The organism is Nocardia sp. NPDC003999 (assembly GCF_053604885.1).
This window is the reverse complement of record NZ_JBSGIB010000017.1, coordinates 13,606-32,439: the sequence shown is the minus strand read 5'-3', so window position 1 is coordinate 32,439 and position 18,834 is coordinate 13,606. Positions and strand designations below refer to the sequence as shown.

Genomic DNA, 18,834 nt, shown 5'->3' with positions numbered 1-18,834 from the left:
AGGTCGAGTAAACCGTCAGTTACCGCACCGTGACGGCGCGGAATCCAGTTCGGCAAGACCGGGGAGGGCCGGGCGGGTGCGCGCGGCGCCGGGGCGCGCCGCCAGGCACTATCGTTGGGCCGTGCAGACAGGTCAGGACGCAGACGACGACGGGGGCCCACGGATCTGGGGTGGGACGACGCTCACCGAGCGCAGGGAGACGCGGCGGGCGGCGCTGTTGGAAGCGGCGCTCGATCTGATCGGCGAGTCGGGCGCGAGCGGGGTCACCATGCGGGCGGTGTGCCGTAAGGCCAATCTCACCGACCGCTACTTCTACGAAAGCTTCGCCAGCCGCGACGAGCTGCTCGACGTGCTCTACCGTCAGGTCGCCGAGGAATTCCTCGAACCCATGACGGCCTTCGCCGCCACCGACGACCCGTCCCGCGATCGCGCGCTGTCGGAGATCCTGGTGGACAAGGTGCTCGCCGACCCGCGCAAATCCCGGCTGTTCCTGGTCGAGCCGTATTCCAGCACCGGGCTCGGGCAGACCACCTTCGCGGTGATGCCGGTCTTCACCCGGATCATGCAGGACCATCTGTTCGGCCACATCGACGATCCGGTCAAGCGCAGGCTGGCGGCGGTGACCATGGCCAGCGGGAACGCGGGCATGTTCTCGGCATGGCTGAACGGCTCGCTGCGCGCCACCCGCGAGCAGATCATCGAGCACTGCCTCGCGATGCTCACGGTGTACCGCTCGCTCTACCGTCCCTGACCGCCCCGCGCGTCACCCGGTGCGGCCGGACGGTAGGTCCCCGGACCGGCCCCGCCAGTACGCCAGCGTGTTCTGCGTCCGAATGGTGGCGCCGTGACTGGGGCCGAGAGCGCGCAACTCCGCGACCAGCAACACCTCCAGTTCCGCGACGGCGCGGGTCAGGTCGCCGTGCCGGGCGCGGCAGCCCGCGAGTTCGTTGCGGGTGTCGAAGGTGTCCGGATGGTCCGGGCCGAGCACGCGCAACCGGTCGCCGAGCAGTTTCTCCAGGTCGGTGATCGCGCCCGCGAGATCGCCGCTGTCGGCGCGGTAGGCGGCCAGTTTGCCGCGGGTGAGCAGCGTGTCGGGGTGGTCCGGTCCGAGCACCCGTAGACGATCGTCGAGCAGTCGGGTGAACTCCGCGCCCGCCCCGGACAGATCACCGCTGCGCGCGCGGAACGCCGCGAGGTTGTTGCGCGCGCCGAGCGTATTGGGATGGTCGGCGCCGAAGACGCGCAGATAGTCGGCTACCAACTGCTCGAATTCGGCCCGTGCGCCTGCGAGATCGCCGCTTGCCGCCCGCCAGTACGCGAGGCTGTTGCGGGTGCGCAAGGTGTCCGGGTGATCGGCGCCGAGCACGCGGGCGCGGTCGGCGCGCAGCTGTTCGAACCGGTCGATCGCCCCGGCGAAATCGCCGACGTCGCCGCGATTGGACGCCAGGTTGTTCCTGGTGCGCAGGGTTTCGGGATGGTCGGGCCCGAGCAGGCGCAGCCGGTCGGCGAGCAGATGCTCGAACTCCTCGCCAGCGCCGGAGTAGTCGCCGCAGCGGGCGCGGTAGCTCGCCAGCTTGTCGCGGGTGTCCGAGGTGGCCGGATCGTCGGGTCCGAACACCCGCAACCGGTCGGCGAGCAACTGTTCGAAATCGGCGACGGCGCCGACCAGGTCGCCGCTCTCGGCGCGGTGATATGCCCACCGTTCCCGCGTGATGAAGGTGTCGGGATGGTCCGGTCCCAGTGACTCGGCGAAGTCGGGCGTCCACGCCGCCCACAGGTCGCGGTCGTCGGCCGACCTGCCGGTTTCCAGTTTCTCCAGGAAGTCGATGGCCAAGGCGGCATCGCCGTAGGCCAGGCAGTGGCGTACGGCCGCGCCGCGCGCGTAGTCCGCGGCCCGGTCGCCTCCGTCGGCCTGGATCGCCGCGACCAGGGCGCGGTGGGCGTCCGGGATGCGCACGCCGAGGCGGTGGCATTCCGCGCCCAGCGCGGGCAGGAACGCGCTGTGGGTCACGCCGAGCGACTCGCGAACGGTGCCGGGATGACTGCGGGTGACCAGGGTGCCGAGATTCACGGCGATGTCGCGGACCCGGGCGGCGCTGAGGTCGACGCCGAGCGACAACAGCGCCGAATCCAAGAGCTCCAGCGGCAACACCGGCCCGACACCCGCCGCGACCAGCACACCGAGCAGAGCCGCTGTGTCACCGGTGGTTTCGGGATCGAGCCCGCGCAGCGCCGTCTCGACCCGCAGCGCGATGATCCGGTCGAGGCCGATCCCGGAGGCCACCGCGCCATCGGTCAATCCCGAAGCGACCTCCAGCAGGATGCCTGCGAGCAGCCAGCCACCCGCCACCACCCGCGAACCGCTCGCGTCCGTGGGGGTCTCCGCCAGCAGCCGCTGGATCCAGCCGATCCAGTCGACCGGGCCCAGCGGCGCCGTGCCGCGCGCGGAATCCACCACGGCGGCGATGTCGTCGGCCGCCGGTTCGGCGATATCGATGCGGTACATGTGCGCCAGCCCCGGATCGTCCTCCACGCCGGTGCCGGGCCGGATGCCGACGATCACGCGCACGTGCCGAAGATCCTCGCGGCCGGTCAGATCGGCGATCGCGGCCACGAGCAACCGCCTGGTCCCCTCCTGCGGCTGGTTCAGTCCGTCGAACACCAGGGTGACCCGGCGGCCCGCCGTGGACAGCCGCGCCAACGGGCGGCGGACCAGGATGTCGAAGATGTCGAACTCGTCCCTGGGCCGGTGCGCCCTGGCCGCGCGCGCCGCCTCACGGAAGCCGGGCACGCGCGCGTCGAGCTGCGCGGCCAGCTCAGCGGCCACGGACTCCACCGAACTGTTCACCGTCAGGAACACCGCGGCGGTGATGTAGTCGGGGGTGACGGCGAGCCCGTCGACCAGGCTGGGGCGGATCAGCATCGCCAGCAGCGTGGACTTGCCCACGCCCGCCGGACCCAGCACCGCACGCAGCCGGTGGCTGCCCGCGTCGACGATCGCGTCGAGACGCTCGCGCACATCGGGCGTCAGCAGCAGACGCCGGGTGAGCTGGTCGACGAATCCGGCCGCGGAGCGTCCGCTCACCGCGTCGCGGTGGCGCGCGGTGTTCGGCACCAGCCACAGCCCCGGGTCGACGCCCTGTGCCGGGGACACCGCGCCGGAACTGAACGACAGATGCTGCGGCTGTTGATGGGTGCACTGCACGGCGATCGGATCGACCAGGTCCGAGGGCAGCAGGTTCTCCCCGCGCAGCGGCAGGCCCAGGTCGAAGGTGGCGAGCATGGTGCGGGTGAAGCATCCGGAATACGCGGGCCCGTCGCCCGAGGCGACCAGCAGTTCCATCCGGCCGCCCGACTGCGCCAGCAGATCGGTCCACCGGCGCGCGGCCCCTTGGACGCCCTGCCCCGCCTCGCAGGCGTCGACGAGCAGCACGAGCCCGTCCAGCGCGGCGCGGTCGAGCCGCTCGCGGATCTCTTGGGTCAGGTGAAACGCGTTGTGCGAGGTGGGATCAGCGGGTGAATCGTGGCCGAGCAGGTAGAAGTCCTCGGCGCTGGTCGCCACGCCGTGCCCGATGAAGCCGAGCAGCAGGGTGGCCTGCCGCTGCGATGCCGCCGTGAAGGCAGCGTCGACGGCCTCGAGCAGTTGCGCGGCAGTGGGATTCAGCACCGGGCCGTCCAGCTCGATGGCGGGCCGCCACCCGCCCGCTTCGGTCAGACTCCCGTACAAGCCGTTGGCGAGTTCTTCGGTGAAACCCAGATCTCCCAGCGCCGCGCATTCCGACCCCACCACCAGCGCCAGCCGACCTCCCATGCAAGAAACATACTCGCGCCGCCGCGCCGTTCCGCCGCACCGATACCGAAAGGCGCTGTGCGAGACGTAGGGTGACGGTCCGAGAGCCGGAAGAAGGAGATCGCGCGATGACCGACCCGGTGGTGGGTTTGACGGGTACGCTCACATCGCCGATCCGAGGTGCCGGGACGCTGAGCGAGGTCCTGGTCGCGATTCGCGGGGGAACCGAGCTGTACATCGCACAGTCCGCCGAGCCGATCCCGGCCGGTGCGACCGTGCTGGTCATCGCGGTCCATCCGGGGCGCGTCGTCGACGTCGTCCCGTGGATTCCGCTCACCCCGGACCCGGCCGCAGAAACCTGAAAGAGCAAGGGAGACAGACGTGCTGGGCTACCATGTGCCGGACCCGGACGAGGCGATGCTGGTCAGCGGCGGCAAGAGCCGCGACAACACGCCGTTCAAAGTAGTCATCGGACGCGGCGCCTGGGTGATTCCGCTGTTCCGCAAGGTGCGCTACCTGTCGCTGGCGATGTTCGAATCCGAGATCAAGGAGCGGTGCGTCACCAAACAGGCGATCCAGCTCGACGTCCGCGCTGTGATCGCGTTCAAGGTGGCCAACGACACCTCCTCCATCGTGAATGCCGCCCAGCGGTTCCTCTCCGAGCAGGAGCGGGAGATGTCGGTGCTGACCGGACGCATCTTCTCCGGGCACCTGCGTTCGATCGTCGGCTCGATGACGGTCGAGGAGATCATCCGGGAGCGGCAGAAACTGGCCGACGAAGTGCTCGTCGCGTCGAAAGTCGAGATGAGCAACATCGGCCTGTGGGTCGATTCGTTCCAGATCCAGTCCATCGATGACGGCAACCTCGGCTATATCGCCGCGCTCGCCGCCCCGCACAATGCCGCCGTCCAGCGCGACGCGCAGATCGCGCAATCGCAGGCCGCGCAGGCGGCGGCGCAGGCCGAGCAGGAGTCCCAGCGCAGGCAAGCGGAATATCAGCGCGAGACGGCGATCCTGCGCGCGCAGTACCAGCGCGACATCGACAAGGCCAACGCGGAGGCGGCGCAGGCGGGCCCGCTCGCCGAGGCGATGGCGTTGCAGGAGGTGCTCACCGCCCAGGCCGAGCAGGCGCGCAAGGAGGCCGAGCTGCGTGAGCAGCAGTTGCAGGCCGAGGTCGTCAAACCCGCTCAGGCGGAAGCGGATCGGGTGCGCATCCTGGCCGAGGCGGAAGCCGACCGGACCCGGATCCAGGCCGACGCGGCCGCGTCGAACAACCGCATCGCGCTGGATCAGTTGTTGATCGAACAACTTCCGGAAATCGTGCGGCAGGCGTCGAACGGGTTGGCGAACGCGAATCTCACCGTGCTGAACGGACCGGACGGAGTCAGCGAACTGGTGAACGGAATGGTCGGTCAGGGACTGACCGTTTTCAATTCGCTGCAAAAGGCGCTTTCCTCCGACGACGGCGAAAAGGCGCGTTAAAGTTGCCGAGTAGCGACGGCGACGAGGAGCGGGTGTTGGTGTCCATCGGGAAATTGGTGTCGTTCGACAGCTCTCGGGGATTCGGATTCATTCGGCCGGAGGACGGTGGACCCGATGTGTTCGTCCACGTCAACGACATCGGCCTGGACGAGGACGAGTTGCGACAGGGACGGGTGTTCGAGTTCGAGGTGACCGAAGGCGACCGCGGACCCAAGGCGGTCAATCTCACTGTGGTCGGCGGGTCGTCCGCACCCGCCGCCCGGCACAAGGGTAAGGACAGGGCCGGTTCGGGACAGCTCACCGTCGCCGAGCACCAGCGCCTGATCACCGAGCTGCTCCTGGACGCCAGCCCCGCGCTCACCGCGGGTGAGATCCTCACCATCCGCGACCGGCTCACCGCGTTCGCCGACCAGCACGGCTGGCTGGAGAACTGACCGGCGAAGTCCACGAACCTGTCGGGGCACCCGCCTACGATCGAGCCGAGGCCGCGGCCGCATACCGATGAGTTCGGTCCGCGCGCACCGTCGACATGGGTGAGGATCGAACCCGAGGAGGATCGCGTGGAGCTACCGGTGATGCCACCAGTGCGGCCGATGCTGGCCAAATCCGCGCCCGCGGTGCCGCGCGAGCCGGGCCTGAGCTACGAACCCAAATGGGACGGTTTCCGTTGCATCGTGTTCCGCGACGGCGCCGAAGTGGAACTCGGCTCGCGCAATGACCGGCCGCTGACCAGGTATTTTCCCGAGGTCGCCGAATTGCTGAAGCAGGCGCTGCCGGACCGCTGCGTGGTGGACGGCGAGATCGTGGTGGTCACCGAACAGGGTCTGGATTTCGACACCTTGCAGAACCGGCTGCATCCGGCCGCGTCCAGGGTCGCCAAGCTGGCCGCGGAGACGCCGGCCAGTTTCGTGGCCTTCGATCTGCTCGCCCTCGGCGACAAGGATTTGACCGGGGAGCCGTTCATCGAACGCAGGCGGCTGCTCGAAACGATCCTGGACACCGCGCTCGCGCGCGTGCACCTGACTCCGCTCACCCACGATCCCGACGTCGCCGAGGACTGGTTCACCCGTTTCGAGGGCGCGGGGTTCGACGGCGTGATGGTCAAATCCGACGACCTCGCCTATCTCCAGGACAAGCGGGTGATGCTGAAGGTCAAGCACGAGCGCACCGCCGACTGCGTGGTGGCGGGTTTCCGCTGGCACAAGGACGGTGCCGGGGTCGGCTCGCTGCTGCTCGGACTTTTCGACGACGAGGGCCGCCTGCACCACGTCGGCGTGGCCAGCAGCTTCACCGCGGCCCGGCGCAAGGAACTGGTCGAGGAGCTCGCGCCACTGCGGGAGAACGCGCTCGACAACCATCCCTGGCGGGATTGGGCCGACGCCGCGGCGCAGGCGGCGGCGGAGGGCAAGATGCCCGGCGGCGTCAGCCGCTGGACCGGCGGCAAGGATCTGTCCTGGGAGGCGTTGCGGACGGAGCTGGTCGCCGAGGTGCGCTACGAGCACGTGCAGTCGGGACGGCTGCGCCACGGCGGCAGGCTGGTGCGCTTCCGCACCGATCGGACGCCGGAATCGTGTACCTACGCGCAGCTGGACGAGGTCGCGCCCGCGGAATTGAGCACGCTGTTCGGCGAAGGCGCGGCGCGATGACCGAGTCCGTCGACATCGAGACCGACGGCCGGACCGTCACGATCAGCAATCCGGGCAAGATCTATTTCACCGAGCGCGGCGAGACGAAACTCGATCTGGTGCGTTACTACCAGGCGATCGCCGAGCCGTTCCTGAATGTGGTGGGCGGGCGTCCGCTGCTGCTGGAGCGGTATCCCGACGGAGCGTCCGGCAAGTCCTGGTTCCAGAAACGGGTGCCGAAATCCGCGCCGGACTGGCTGCACACCGTGGAGGTGTCCACGCCGAACGGCACCACCAGCGACGCCCTCGTCGCCCACGATCTCGCCCACATCCTGTGGGCGGTGAACCAGGGATGCCTCGGGTTCCACGTCTGGCCCAACCGCGCCGACGATCTGGAGATCGCCGACGAGCTGCGCATCGACCTCGATCCTTCGCCGGGAATCACCTTCGCCGATCTCCGGCACGCCGCGATACGCACCAGGGATCTGCTCGCCGAACTCGGCATCGAATCCTGGATCAAGACCTCCGGCTCACGCGGCTTGCATCTCTACTCGGCGCTGGAACCGAAGTGGGACGGTTATCAGGTGCGGGCCGCCGCGGTGGCGCTGGCCCGCGAATTGGAGCGCCGGTTCCCGGAGGACATCACCGCGCAGTGGTGGAAGGAAGAACGCGGCAACCGGGTCTTCATCGATTTCAACCAGAACGCGCCGCACAAAACGGTGTTCGGCGCCTGGTGCGTGCGGCCGAAGGTCGGCGCGCAGGTCTCGACGCCGATCAGCTGGGCGGATCTGGATTCGGTGGTGCCCGACGAGCTGACCATCGCGACCGTCCCCGCACGCTACGCCGCATCGGGGGACCCGTGGGCCGATCGTGCGCCTCAGTCCATCGCCCCGCTGCTGGAGATGTCCGACCGGGACATGGCGGCCGGTCTCATGGACGCGCCGTGGCCCCCGCAATATCCGAAGATGCCCAACGAACCGCCCAGGGTGCAGCCGAGCCGCGCCAAGAAGGCCGAATAGCGAGCGTTATTCGGTCCACAACACCCAGGTGCCGCTGCGGCCGCTGAGTTCGCACACCAGGGCCCGGCCGTCGGCGGTGCGTCCGGTCTTCGCCCCGGAGGCGTCGCACTTCGACCCCGCTTGCTGCACGGCGGTCGCGACGACGTGCGGGCCCGCCCACTGGTAGCCGCCGGAGGTGGTGAGGCAGATCAGGGTGCCACCGTCGGCGGCGCTGCCGATCTGGCCGAGTTGCGCCTCGCTGCACGACGAACCTTTCGTGACCGGCCCCTGGCTCGCTGACGGCGTAGTGGTCACAGCGGGGCTCGGCGCTGCCGCCGTGGTCGTCACCACCGGACGCTCGACGGTCGTCGGCACCGACGCGACGGGCGTGGGCGCGATCACGGACTGACGGTTCATCACGTCCGGCAGCCAGTTGCCCGTCAGCAGGACGAACCCGGCCACCGCGGTGATCTCGGCGACGCCGAGCAGCAGCGCGAACATCGCCATGACCCGGCCGCGCGGGTGGCTGAAGGCGATGAAGCCGAACACGATGGCGACCGGGAACAGTCCCAGCAGCGCCGCCACGAGCGCGACAATCGCGTACGGATTGACGATCGGCGGGATCTCCACCCGCAGTCGGCCGGTTCGGCGGCGGCTCGGCGGCTGCTCGGGCCAGCGCTCGTCCTCCTCGTCCGCCCAGCCGCCGTCGGGCTCCGGCTCCGACCAGCGATCCTCCGGCCGCGCCTGCGGCCAGCGATCCGTATCACGCCGTTCTGCCCGTGTCATTCAGGTCCCTCTCCACACCAACACCGCGCAGGAACCTCGGACTGCCCGGACCCGCCCCGATATACCGACACAGAATAGGGCGCGCGCGGCGAAAAGTTGATTCGAAGTGTCGGATATTTGTGATCGGGCCGTAATAACAAACGTGTCGCAACTCTCGCGAATCTGTTAGCCGAGGCGCATGCTGGTCGACATACGACCCACCTGACCGCGGCCTTTCTTCAGGAGGATCCATGTCCGATAAGACGACCTCGAGCGGCCGGGATACCCCGCATTGGCATGCAAGGGCCGGAGATTTGCTCGATGACAACTTCAACCTCCCGGGCATCGTGTTGTGCACCCTCGGCGTCGTAGCGCTGGCCTGTACTCTGACCGCCGCCGGATACGGGTTCACCGGCTGGACCGGCGTCGGTGTGGTCGTGACGGCCGCGCTGTGGATCACCGGCGTCGGCGCCCTGCTCGTCGAACATCACCGGGAACAGGCGATCGAACTGAAGCACGGCCGCCACGGCCACGGGCCGGGCGCCTTGCGTCCGATTCGCTACAGCGGCGAGCGGTGATCCGGGCCGCCGGGTGACTGCCTGCGGTCGACCTTGGGCAGCGATTCGGTGACCAGCGTCAGCAGCATGTCGCACAGCAGCTCGTGCACCTGCGCGCGGGTGAGCGTGCCGCGCGTGATCCATTCCCGGCCCGCGACCTTGACCAGACCACCATAGGCACGCACCATCGCGCGCAGTTCGGCGTCGTGTGCCGAATCGGCGAGGCCGACCATCAGCAGCAGGCGCTCGGCCGCCGCGTCGTCGGCGGCGTCGAGGATCTGCTGCACCTCGGGATCGTCGCCGACGCCCTCGTGGCTGGTGACCTTCACCCAGGTGCTGCCGTGCTCGGCGATGGTGTCCAGCAGCCAGCGCACGCTGGCATCGACCCGCTCACGCCAGCTGCCGGTGGGCACGACCATGTTGTCGAGTTTGGGCAACGTCACCATGCGCCGCACCACCGCGAGATAAAGGTCGCGCTTGTTGCCGAAATAGTGGTTGATCAGACCGCGCGCGACGCCCGCGCGCTGCGCCAGTTCGGCGGTGGAGACGGCCGCGTACGGGCGCTCGCCGAACATGTCGATCGCGCAGGCGAGGATCTGCGCGCGCCGCTCGTCGGGTTCGAGCCTGCGGCGGCGCGGTAGCGCCGGGTCGGCGCCACCGTCCGCGGCCGCACTCCTGGTGTCAGAGAGACCGGGCAATGAGATCCTTCATCACCTCGTTGCTGCCCGCGAGGATGCGCAGGACGCGGGCGCCGGTGTAGAGCTGGGAAATCGGATACTCCGTCATGTAGCCGTAGCCGCCGAACAGTTGCAGGCAGCGGTCCACCACGATACCGAGCTGATCGGTCAGCCAGTATTTCGACATGGCAGCGCTGGGAATGTCGAGTTCACCGCGCAGGTGCTTGTCGATGCAGTCGTCGAGGAAGGTGCGCGAGACCTTGGTGACGGTCGCGCACTCGGCGAGTTCGAACTTGGTGTTCTGCATGGCGAACAGCGGTTTGCCGAACGCTTCGCGGCCCTTGGTGTAATCGACGGTGAGCTGCACCGCCTTCTCCATCATGGCGACCGCGATGATCGCCGTGACCAGGCGTTCCTGCGCGAGCATCTGCATCATCTGGTAGAAGCCCTGACCCTCGGCGCCGCCGAGGAGGTTGGACGCGGGCACACGCAGGCCGTCGAAGAACAGCTCCGCGGTGTCCTGGGCCTTGCCGCCGATCTTGTTCAGGATGCGCCCGCGCTTGAAACCGGGAGTGTCGTCACCGACTTCGGCGAAGATCAGCGAGACACCGGCCGCGCCCTTGGTGGGGTCGGTTTTGGCGGCGATGATGATGCCATCGCAGAGCCAGCCGTTGGTGATGAAGATCTTCGAGCCGGTGATGACGTACTCGTCGCCCTCCAGTACCGCGCGGGTCTTGATGTTCTGCAGGTCCGATCCGGTGCCCGGCTCGGTCATGCCGATGGAAAGCACGATCTCGCCGCTCGCGGCCTTGGGCAGCACACGCCGCTTGAGTTCCTCGGAACCGAACTCGTACAGGTACGGCGCGATGATCGAACTGTGCACGGGGATGCCCATCGATCCGTCCCCGGCGCGGGCCTGCTCCTCGATGATGGCGGCTTCGTGCGCGAACGTACCGCCGCCACCGCCGTATTCGGCGGGAATCGCGGGACACAGCAGGCCGAGTTCACCGGCCCGGTTGTACAGCGCGCGATCGGGGTGCCCTTGCGCGACGAATTTCTCCTCATGAGGCACGACCTCCTTCTCGAAGAAGGTCTTCGCCAGATCTCGTACCGCCTCGACCTCGTCGTCACTCCACGCCGCGCGCGCCATCGCTGGATCCTTTGCTAGCTCCGGTCCGGCCCCTTCGCCGGTTACGCCTCAGATTCCCGAACTATTGGCGAGTTGTCAACAAGGGAAGCGAGCCACCGTCACGGCCACCCGAATGCGAGCCCGCGCCCGGATGAGCAGGCCCGACCGCGAGCGGAGGCGGGCAGCCTGCCGAGTGCTGAGGAGAAACCGCCGCCCGTGCCGCGATTCCGGTGGTGAGCTGCGCCATATTCGGACGTTTTACCTTTCCCTCCAAGGGTCAATCCTTCGTACTGTCCGTATCGGAATTACTGACATCGGGCACGACGGCGACGTGCCATCGGATCGGTAGCCGGCAGCGAATGAGGTAAGGACATGACCGAACTGCTCGACACCACCGAAACGCCCCGACCGGACCGCACCTGGACGGTCGACCGGGACGGCGCCGAACTCGCCGTCTTCGAATGGGGTGATGCCGCCGCGGAGCCCTTGGTGCTGGTGCACGGCCTCACCGACACTCATAGCGTGTGGTCCACGGTCGCGGCCCTGCTGGCCGACGGCTTCCGGGTCATCACCTATGACGTTCGCGGCCACGGCGATTCGGCCGTTCCCGCCGTACTGTCGGAATATCGCCTCGGCACGCTGGCGGAGGACTTCTTCGCGGTGATCGACGCCGCCAGCCCGCGCAGGCCGGTGCACACATGCGGCCACGGCTGGGGCGCGGTGCAACTGTGGGAAGCGGTCTGCGACGAGCGTGCCAACACCCGCATCGCCTCGTTCACCGCGATCGCCGGACCGAACCTCGATCATCTCGGCCTGTGGCTGCGCGCGCTGGCGCCCCGCGCCGGCCGCGAACTCCGCGATCTGGGCTGGTGGTTGCACGGTGCGCGCTGGGCGCTGACGCCCGGTCCCATGGCCCGCAGGCTCTACCCGCCCCGCCTGCGCGGCCTGTTCGTGCGCGGGCTCGGAGGAGTATCACCGCTGCCCGCGCGGATCGCGCCCACCTGGCGTGGCGATCTGCTCGCGGGCGCGCGCATCGCGCAGGCGAATCTGCTGCACCACCTGGGCAAGCCGCGGGTGCGCCGGACCGCCGTCCCGGTCCAGTTGCTGGTCGACACCACCGACCCGTTCGTCCCGGCCGCCGTCTACGACGCCTCCGCGCGCTGGGTCGACAAGCTGTGGCGCTGCGCCGTCCCGGCGAATCACTGGCTGCCGATCACCGAGCCGTTGTTGGTCGCCGAGGCCATCGCCAACTTCGTCGACGACCTGCGCGCCGACCGCGCGGCGATCACCCCGCGCAGCAGCTGACCACGGCGTACCGGACGGGGCGCGGGCGACCGGTCCGGCGAGTTTGCGACAATGGGCCGGTCGTCTGCCCAGCTCGATGAAGGATGTCCCCCGCCGCGATGGCCGAAAGCATGATCGATCCCGAGGACCTCGCGACCTGTCTTCGGGTCCTGGAGCAGGCCGGAGCGCTGGAGAAGGACCATCCCGACTCGGTGGCGGTGCAGCGCGCGGTCGGGCACATGTTCAAGAAGCTCAAGCAGCGGCGCCGCTCGGATGCGCGCGCGGCGGTGTCGGCCGCCGACCGCGCGGTGGTCGCCGCGACCGCGACCGGCTCGCCGAACCGGATCGATGACGAGACCTCGGGCATCCCGATCAGCTCCACCACCACCGGAGCCAGCGCGGGCACGCTGATCCGCCCGCGTCCCTGCTACATCTGCAAGCAGCGCTACACCCGGGTCGACGCCTTCTACCACCAGCTGTGCCCGGACTGCGCGACGCGCAGCCACACCAAACGGGACGCTCGTACCGATCTGACCGGAAGGCGGGCACTGCTCACCGGCGGCCGCGCCAAGATCGGCATGTACATCGCGCTGCGCCTGCTGCGCGACGGCGCGCACACCACCATCACGACCCGCTTCCCCAACGACGCGATCCGGCGTTTCGCCGCGATGGACGACAGCGCCGACTGGTTGCACCGGTTACGCATCGTCGGCATCGATCTGCGCGATCCGGCCCAGGTGGTCGCCTTGGCCGACGATGTCGCCGCCCAGGGCCCGCTGGACATCCTGATCAACAACGCCGCACAGACGGTCCGTCGCTCCCCCGGCGCCTACAGCGCTTTGGTCGAGGCGGAATCGGGTCCGCTGCCCGCGGGCGCGCTGCCGGAGGTGGTCAGCTTCGGCAAGACCATGCAGGCGCACCCCACCGCGCTGACCGCCTCGCTCACCCCGGCGCTCACCGCCGCCGATGTCGCCGAGCTGGCCTTGGTCGCCGGATCGGCGACGCCGGAACGGATCGCTCGCGGCGTCGCGATCGACGCGGGCGGCCTGGTGCCCGACCTCGCGCACACCAACAGCTGGGTGCAGACCGTCGCGCAGGTGGATCCGACCGAACTGCTGGAAGTGCAGCTGTGCAACTCGGTCGCGCCGTTCATCCTCGTCTCGCGCCTGCGCCCGGCGATGGCGGCCGCCGCGGCGCGCCGGAAATACGTCGTGAACGTCTCCGCGATGGAAGGGCAGTTCTCCCGCGCGTACAAGGGCCCGGGACACCCGCACACCAACATGGCCAAGGCGGCGCTGAACATGCTGACCCGCACCAGCGCCAGGGAGATGCTGGAGCAGGACGGCATCCTGATGACCGCGGTCGATACCGGCTGGATCACCGACGAGCGCCCGCACTACACCAAGCTCCGCCTCGCCGAAGAGGGTTTCCACGCCCCGCTGGACCTGGTCGACGGCGCGGCGCGGGTCTACGACCCCATCGTGCAGGGTGAGAACGGGATCGATCTGTTCGGCTGCTTCCTCAAGGACTATCAGCCTTCCCCGTGGTAGCGGCCGACACGGGTCCCGCCGCGCGAGGGAAGGTTACGCTGGAGGCGTGCTGTACCGGCTGTTGGCCGACGCCACCGCCGTCACGCATTTCGCGTTCGTGGCCTACGTGGTGGTCGGCGGGTTCCTCGCGTGGCGCTTCGGGCGCACGATCTGGCTGCATGTGCTCGCGGTCTGCTGGGGATTCAGCACGATCGTGTTCGGCATCGACTGCCCGCTCACGTATCTGGAGAACTGGGCGCGCGAGCGTGCCGGGGAGCAGCGGCTGCCGTCGAGCGGGTTCATCGATCACTACATCACCGGCGTGATCTACCCCGAAAGCGCACTCGGGTTGGTGCGGGCAGTCGTGGCCGCGCTGGTGGTGGCGTCCTGGATCGGCTATGGGTGGGCGCTGCGCAGGCGGGCCACCCCGGCCACCCGTGTGCACGCACCGCACTGACGAGGCGGCCGTGCTCAGGCGCCGAGGTGGCGCTCCACGAAGCTCGCGACCTGCGCGCCGTGCTCGTCCAGGTAGAAATGCCCGCCGGGGAACGTCGCGCGATCGAATCCGCCCCTGGTGTGCGCTCGCCACTCGTCGGCCTGTTCGGGTCGCATCGTCGGGTCCTCGGTGCTGACCAGCGCCGCGATGTCGACGCGCAACGGTTCTCCCGGCTGATGACGATAGGTCTCGACCGCTCGATAATCCGCGCGCACGGCGGGCAGCACGAGTTCGGCGAGGCCCGGCTCGGCGCGCAGCATCTCCAGCGGAGCGGGATCCGAGGCCAGCCGTACCAGCTCATCGATGAGCGCGTCGTCGGAGGCCAGGTGCAGCCGCTGCGTCTCCTCGAATGTCGGTGCGGGACGGCCGGAGACGAACAGGGCGGCCAGCGGCTGCCCGGCGCGCTCGAGCCTGCGCGCGGTCTCGAACGCCACAGTCGCGCCCATGCTGTGGCCGAACAAGGACAGCGACGCGATCTCGCCCTGCGCGAGCACTTCTCGCGCGATCCGGTCCGCCAGTGCGGCCAGGTCGGTGATCAGGTCGTCGCCCAACCGGTCCTGCCGCCCGGGATACTGGACCGCGGACACCGCGACACCCGGCCCGAACCGCTGTGCGAGATCTCGGTATGCCGTGGCCGAGCCTCCGCCCGGCGGGAAGCACAGCAGGTGATGCCGCACGACCGCCTCGGATCGCAGCGTCCGCAACCACTCCGAGTCGGTGATACCGCCTGCCATGTTCGATCTCCCTTCTCCGTCGCATGTCCCGGCGCGCGGCCGGACCAGACCACGGTAGTCGCCACGGCCGCCGCATCGGGTGACGCTTGTGCTGTGGCACCCGGCCCGATCGGCCCCGGCGAGATCCAGGCCGGTCACGGCGTGAAGGTCTGTAGATGGTCCACGGTGACGAAAGTGCTCTGCGGGCTCGCCGCACGCACCGCCGCTCGTAGCGGCTCCAGACCGCCCCAGTCGCGAGCGGGTTCGGTGAGTGGATGGTCGAAGTCGTCCCAGTGGGTGGGCAGCACGTAGCGCGGATTGCCGGTGGCGCGCAGCAGGCGCCCGACGTAGTCCTGAATCTTCCCGCCTCCGGCGGGCAGCAGCAGCACGTCCGGGCGCAAGCCCGCCAGTTCCGACTCGATGTAGTTCGAGCCGCCGAAGTTCAGCACGCTCACGCCGCCGCCGCTCACCTCGTAGGCGAGTGTGCCGCCCTCGACCAGATCACGAATCACTCTGGGCTGCGGTAGTTCTCCCGCGCCCAGGCCTGGACGGGTACCCGCGAAAGCCACCGTGGCGCGCGCCCCGGATGCGGAGTGCAGCGAACGCAGCACCCGGATGGTGTATCCGTCGAAACGGAGGAACTCGCCGCCTGTCGCCAAGGCGAGCTGTTGCTCCGGGGCGCCGAGCGCGGCCATGAGGTTCAGGTGCGTCTCGGTGCCGAGCACCGTCGCTCCGGTCTTCTTCGCCAGATACGGCACGTCGGTGAGGTGGTCGTAGTGGCCGTGGGTGACCAGGATGTGATCGGCGCGCAATTCACCGCTGTCGACGTAGTGGTCGATCAGCGCGGTGTCCACGGTGATCGGGGTCTGCGGATCCGCGCCCTCGGCGGTGTAGGTTCCGGTATGGAACCTGGTCAGCCAGGGGTCGATGAGCACGACCTTGCCCCCCGGCAGGCGGATCTCCCAGCTGTTGTTGCCCCACCACCGCAGCGTCACCCCGCCGGGCGATCCGCCCCCGGGAACCGAAGTCGCCGCACCATTGTCGGCGGAATCCGTTGTAGCGCAAGCGACTAACCCTGCCAGCGCGGCCGCGCCCGCCGTCGCGCCGAGAAATTCACGCCGTCCGAAACCTGTCATGCGGGCACCACACCACATGCCCTGCGGCCGTGTCCAAGACCGGTGTCGACGCTCGGTGATATCGGAAGAGATATCGTCGCAGCGTGGACCAGCTGCGCCAGCTCCGGTATTTTGTCGCCGTCGCCGAGGAATTGCATTTCGGGCGGGCCGCCGAGCGGCTCGGCATCGCCCAGCCGCCGCTGAGCCAGCGCATCCGCCGCCTGGAGGCCGACCTCGGCGCGCGTCTGTTCGAGCGCGACAGCCGCCGCGTCGAACTCACCGAGGCCGGGCAGATTCTGCTCGCCGAGTCGCGAGACCTGCTCGCGCGCTGGGAGCGGACGAGAACGCTGGTCGGGAAGGCGCATCGGGGCGAGATGGACGCCGTGCGGATCGGAGTGCCGCCCGAACTGGCCGGGCGGGTGCTCGCCGCGCTGCTCACCGCGTTCGAGGCCAGAGACCTCCGGGTGGATCTGCAGGAACTGACCACCGCCGAGCAGGTCCGGCTGCTCGCCGACCGTCAATTGGACGCCGGGGTCCTGCAACACCCGGTCGACGTGGTCGGCCTGGAACTCGGCCCGGTGGTGGAGACACCGCTCGGCGTGGTGCTGCCCCGCGATTCGCCGCTGGCCGCGCGGTCGGCGCTGGAACTGGCCGACCTCGCCGGGCACGGCCTGGTGATCTTCCCGCGCGCGGCCGCGCCCGGACTCTACGACGCCACGCTGCGCCGCTGCTGGGAGCACGGCTTCCGCCCGGCCTCGGTGCAGCACGCGCGCAATCCCGAATTCGTCCTGGGCATGGTGCTCTCGGGGCGGGGCGTGGCCTTCGACCAGGGGATGGTGGCGCAGAAGGAACCCCGCGTGGTCTGGCGGCCACTGCCCGAGGGCACGCTGAGTCATCGGTTGTCGCTGGCCTGGCCGGTGGGCGTGGCGCATCCACTGGTGGGCGAGCTGGCCGAACTGGTCGTCGCGGTGCTGCAAGGCGACGGCGCGTCACGGCCGAGTCCGGTCGCGGACCCGCCGCAACGGCCATGGAACGTCGTCTACGGCCCGCCGTGAACGATCCGGCCGATCGCCTCGACGGCGGCTGCGCCGATGGCGCGATCCACCTCCGGCAGCCGCTGCGCCAAGGTCGCCGCTCGAGTGAAAACCGCTACGGCATAACGCTTTCCATCAGGAAATTCGACGACGCCGACCTCGTTGCGCACCCCGGGCAGCGTCCCCGTCTTGGCCCAGACCTGCACGTCCGGCGGAAAGGCGGCGGCGAGCCGGTACCAGTTCACCTGCTGGCGCATCAGATCACGCACCCACCGGCACGCCTCCGGTGCGCCCGCCTCGTCCCGGGCGATCATGCTGAGCAGCCGCGCCATCTCCCGCGGGGTGCTCGCGGTGGTGCGCAGCGGGTCCAGCGCGCGGGTGCGCAGCACCTGCTCGGCGTCGAGCGCGGGAAACCGGCGGGCGAACTCGACCGCGTCGGCGGCGCCGATGTCCTCGGCCATGGACTGCACCACGGTGCGCGGCGAACCCACCACACGGGTGGCGGCGAGGCCCAGTTCGCGCAGCAGCGAGCGCACGTTGTCCAGCCCCACCCGGTCGAACAGCAGGTCCGCCGCGGTGTTGTCGCTGACGGTGAGCGCGAAGTACGCCGCGTCGCGCAGGCTGAACTCGACGTCGTCGGCGCAGCCCGCGGTGCCGACGCCGCCGAGCCGATCCGCCGCCCGCGCCCGCACTCGGTCGGCGGGGTCCAACTGTCCCGCCGCTACTTGCCTGGCGAACTCCAGGACCAGCGGCACCTTCACCACCGAGGCGAGCACCACCGGTTCGTCCGCCCGGAGGCCCGCCTCGGCGCCGCAATCGACGCACCGGGCATGCAACCACCCCTCGACGCCGACAGTCCGAAAGATCTCCTGCACCGATGCAGCATCCCCGTCGGCGGGAGCGGGTACGGCACCGGGGCGTACCGGACGGCTCAGGCCCCGCCGGGGCTCGTCCGCGCGATTCGCTGTTCGAGTTCGGCGATCCGCTGCCGATAGTCGGCCAATTCCGTGAGACGAGAACTCATCTCGTCGGTCAACTGAGCGATCCGGCCGAGGTAGCGGTGCGCGGGGCGGTCGGCCCAGTAGGCGCCGGCGCGGCCGTACTCCACCGCACGATCGACGTCGCCCGCGGCGACTCCCGCCGCCGCCGCGTCCGTCATCGCCGCCGCGAGCCCCGCCTCGAGCTGCTCCACGCGCAATCGCGTCGCCTGGTCGTGACCGGCGGTGCCGAGTGCCGCGCGCTCGGCGGCGAGGTCCTGGATCTCCCGGAGGTACCCCGCGTTCTGCGCGTCCTGCACGGCCATCAGCTCGTAGTCGAGTGCGATCGGCGCGGAGCGGACCCGGTCCGGGAGCAGAGCCGCGCGCGGCCGCAGGTCGATGCCGAAGACCGGCACGCGTTCTCGCGCGGGTGAATTCGGCTTCTTTCTGATCGTCGGCACCGTGTATTCCGCGCTTCCGGCGTAGACGTTCGTCATCGTCGATCGACCTCACCTATGGCCGACGCGTGGCAGTTCGGTGCGCCGGCCATGCTCTGCCCCTCTGCCCGCACGCGACGGACAGGTCATCGGATCGGCGCGACGTCACCGCGCCGGCTGCTGCGGTGCAGCATGTGGACATGCTGGCCGATACGTCCGGTCTTCG

The 18,834-nt window shown here is 69.4% G+C and carries 19 protein-coding genes; 11 read left to right on the top strand and 8 right to left on the bottom strand.

Annotation, left to right across the window (positions count from 1 at the left end; all coding sequences use genetic code 11):
* Nucleotides 1–121 precede the first annotated feature (121 nt).
* Nucleotides 122–751, top strand: a complete 630-nt coding sequence (locus tag ACWESM_RS27290) for a TetR/AcrR family transcriptional regulator (RefSeq protein ID WP_355078424.1) — start codon at nucleotides 122–124, stop codon at nucleotides 749–751.
* 12 nt (nucleotides 752–763) lie between these two features.
* Here ACWESM_RS27290 and ACWESM_RS27285 read toward each other — a convergent pair whose 3' ends face one another.
* Nucleotides 764–3,811, bottom strand: coding sequence for a tetratricopeptide repeat protein (locus tag ACWESM_RS27285; RefSeq protein WP_452494148.1), 3,048 nt, complete (start codon nucleotides 3,809–3,811; stop codon nucleotides 764–766).
* Nucleotides 3,812–3,918: 107 nt separating this feature from the next.
* Here ACWESM_RS27285 and ACWESM_RS27280 point away from each other — a divergent pair, with 107 nt between their 5' ends.
* From ACWESM_RS27280 to ligD, 5 genes are all read left to right on the top strand, one after another.
* The gene (locus tag ACWESM_RS27280) at nucleotides 3,919–4,152 is read left to right on the top strand and encodes a hypothetical protein (RefSeq protein WP_355078426.1); all 234 of its coding nucleotides are present in this window, start codon (nucleotides 3,919–3,921) and stop codon (nucleotides 4,150–4,152) included.
* 19 nt (nucleotides 4,153–4,171) lie between these two features.
* Nucleotides 4,172–5,272 carry an SPFH domain-containing protein gene (locus ACWESM_RS27275; protein WP_356969673.1) on the top strand — a complete coding sequence of 367 codons (1,101 nt, stop codon included), beginning with the start codon at nucleotides 4,172–4,174 and terminating at the stop codon, nucleotides 5,270–5,272.
* A gap of 2 nt (nucleotides 5,273–5,274) precedes the next feature.
* Nucleotides 5,275–5,706, top strand: a complete 432-nt coding sequence (locus tag ACWESM_RS27270) for a cold-shock protein (RefSeq protein ID WP_397280050.1) — start codon at nucleotides 5,275–5,277, stop codon at nucleotides 5,704–5,706.
* Between the two features lie 126 nt (nucleotides 5,707–5,832).
* On the top strand, nucleotides 5,833–6,918 hold the full coding sequence (locus tag ACWESM_RS27265; RefSeq protein WP_355078452.1) for an ATP-dependent DNA ligase: 1,086 nt from the start codon (nucleotides 5,833–5,835) through the stop codon (nucleotides 6,916–6,918).
* On the top strand, nucleotides 6,915–7,916 hold the full coding sequence (ligD, locus tag ACWESM_RS27260) for a non-homologous end-joining DNA ligase (RefSeq protein WP_364436258.1): 1,002 nt from the start codon (nucleotides 6,915–6,917) through the stop codon (nucleotides 7,914–7,916). Before ACWESM_RS27265 ends, ligD begins: the two co-directional genes overlap by 4 nt.
* A gap of 6 nt (nucleotides 7,917–7,922) precedes the next feature.
* Here the strand turns inward: ligD and ACWESM_RS27255 are convergent, their stop codons facing one another.
* Nucleotides 7,923–8,681, bottom strand: coding sequence for a DUF4190 domain-containing protein (locus tag ACWESM_RS27255; protein WP_412807203.1), 759 nt, complete (start codon nucleotides 8,679–8,681; stop codon nucleotides 7,923–7,925).
* Between the two features lie 230 nt (nucleotides 8,682–8,911).
* Between ACWESM_RS27255 and ACWESM_RS27250 the strand changes: the two genes are divergently transcribed.
* Nucleotides 8,912–9,238, top strand: a complete 327-nt coding sequence (locus tag ACWESM_RS27250) for a hypothetical protein (RefSeq protein ID WP_355078430.1) — start codon at nucleotides 8,912–8,914, stop codon at nucleotides 9,236–9,238.
* Here the strand turns inward: ACWESM_RS27250 and ACWESM_RS27245 are convergent.
* Nucleotides 9,220–9,915, bottom strand: coding sequence for a TetR/AcrR family transcriptional regulator (locus tag ACWESM_RS27245; protein WP_355078431.1), 696 nt, complete (start codon nucleotides 9,913–9,915; stop codon nucleotides 9,220–9,222). The two genes, ACWESM_RS27250 and ACWESM_RS27245, sit on opposite strands and share 19 nt — an antisense overlap.
* Complete coding sequence (locus ACWESM_RS27240) at nucleotides 9,899–11,044, bottom strand: acyl-CoA dehydrogenase family protein (RefSeq protein WP_452494145.1); 1,146 nt, start codon at nucleotides 11,042–11,044, stop codon at nucleotides 9,899–9,901. The genes ACWESM_RS27245 and ACWESM_RS27240 overlap by 17 nt, the downstream gene beginning before the upstream one ends.
* Nucleotides 11,045–11,395: 351 nt before the next feature.
* Between ACWESM_RS27240 and ACWESM_RS27235 the strand changes: the two genes are divergently transcribed.
* From ACWESM_RS27235 to ACWESM_RS27225, 3 genes are all read left to right on the top strand, one after another.
* Nucleotides 11,396–12,328, top strand: a complete 933-nt coding sequence (locus ACWESM_RS27235; RefSeq protein WP_364436247.1) for an alpha/beta fold hydrolase — start codon at nucleotides 11,396–11,398, stop codon at nucleotides 12,326–12,328.
* A gap of 98 nt (nucleotides 12,329–12,426) precedes the next feature.
* On the top strand, nucleotides 12,427–13,857 hold the full coding sequence (locus tag ACWESM_RS27230) for an SDR family NAD(P)-dependent oxidoreductase (RefSeq protein ID WP_364436244.1): 1,431 nt from the start codon (nucleotides 12,427–12,429) through the stop codon (nucleotides 13,855–13,857).
* A gap of 46 nt (nucleotides 13,858–13,903) precedes the next feature.
* Nucleotides 13,904–14,293, top strand: a complete 390-nt coding sequence (locus ACWESM_RS27225) for a DUF2784 domain-containing protein (protein WP_355078435.1) — start codon at nucleotides 13,904–13,906, stop codon at nucleotides 14,291–14,293.
* Between the two features lie 14 nt (nucleotides 14,294–14,307).
* Here the strand turns inward: ACWESM_RS27225 and ACWESM_RS27220 are convergent, their stop codons facing one another.
* Nucleotides 14,308–15,066 (bottom strand): thioesterase II family protein, encoded by a 759-nt coding sequence (locus tag ACWESM_RS27220; RefSeq protein ID WP_364436240.1) that lies wholly within the window; start codon nucleotides 15,064–15,066, stop codon nucleotides 14,308–14,310.
* A 134-nt stretch (nucleotides 15,067–15,200) separates the two neighbouring features.
* Nucleotides 15,201–16,181, bottom strand: a complete 981-nt coding sequence (locus ACWESM_RS27215) for an MBL fold metallo-hydrolase (RefSeq protein WP_355078437.1) — start codon at nucleotides 16,179–16,181, stop codon at nucleotides 15,201–15,203.
* An 83-nt stretch (nucleotides 16,182–16,264) separates the two neighbouring features.
* On the opposite strand from ACWESM_RS27215, the gene ACWESM_RS27210 reads away from it, so the two are divergent.
* Nucleotides 16,265–17,215 (top strand): LysR family transcriptional regulator, encoded by a 951-nt coding sequence (locus tag ACWESM_RS27210; protein ID WP_397280057.1) that lies wholly within the window; start codon nucleotides 16,265–16,267, stop codon nucleotides 17,213–17,215.
* On the opposite strand, the gene ACWESM_RS27205 is transcribed toward ACWESM_RS27210, so the two are convergent.
* Nucleotides 17,200–18,069, bottom strand: a complete 870-nt coding sequence (locus ACWESM_RS27205) for a serine hydrolase (RefSeq protein WP_397280059.1) — start codon at nucleotides 18,067–18,069, stop codon at nucleotides 17,200–17,202. The two genes, ACWESM_RS27210 and ACWESM_RS27205, sit on opposite strands and share 16 nt — an antisense overlap.
* Before the next feature lie 56 nt (nucleotides 18,070–18,125).
* Entirely contained in the window at nucleotides 18,126–18,668 is a 543-nt protein-coding gene (locus ACWESM_RS27200) for a hypothetical protein (RefSeq protein WP_397280061.1), read from the bottom strand.
* Between the last annotated feature and the right edge of the window lie 166 nt (nucleotides 18,669–18,834).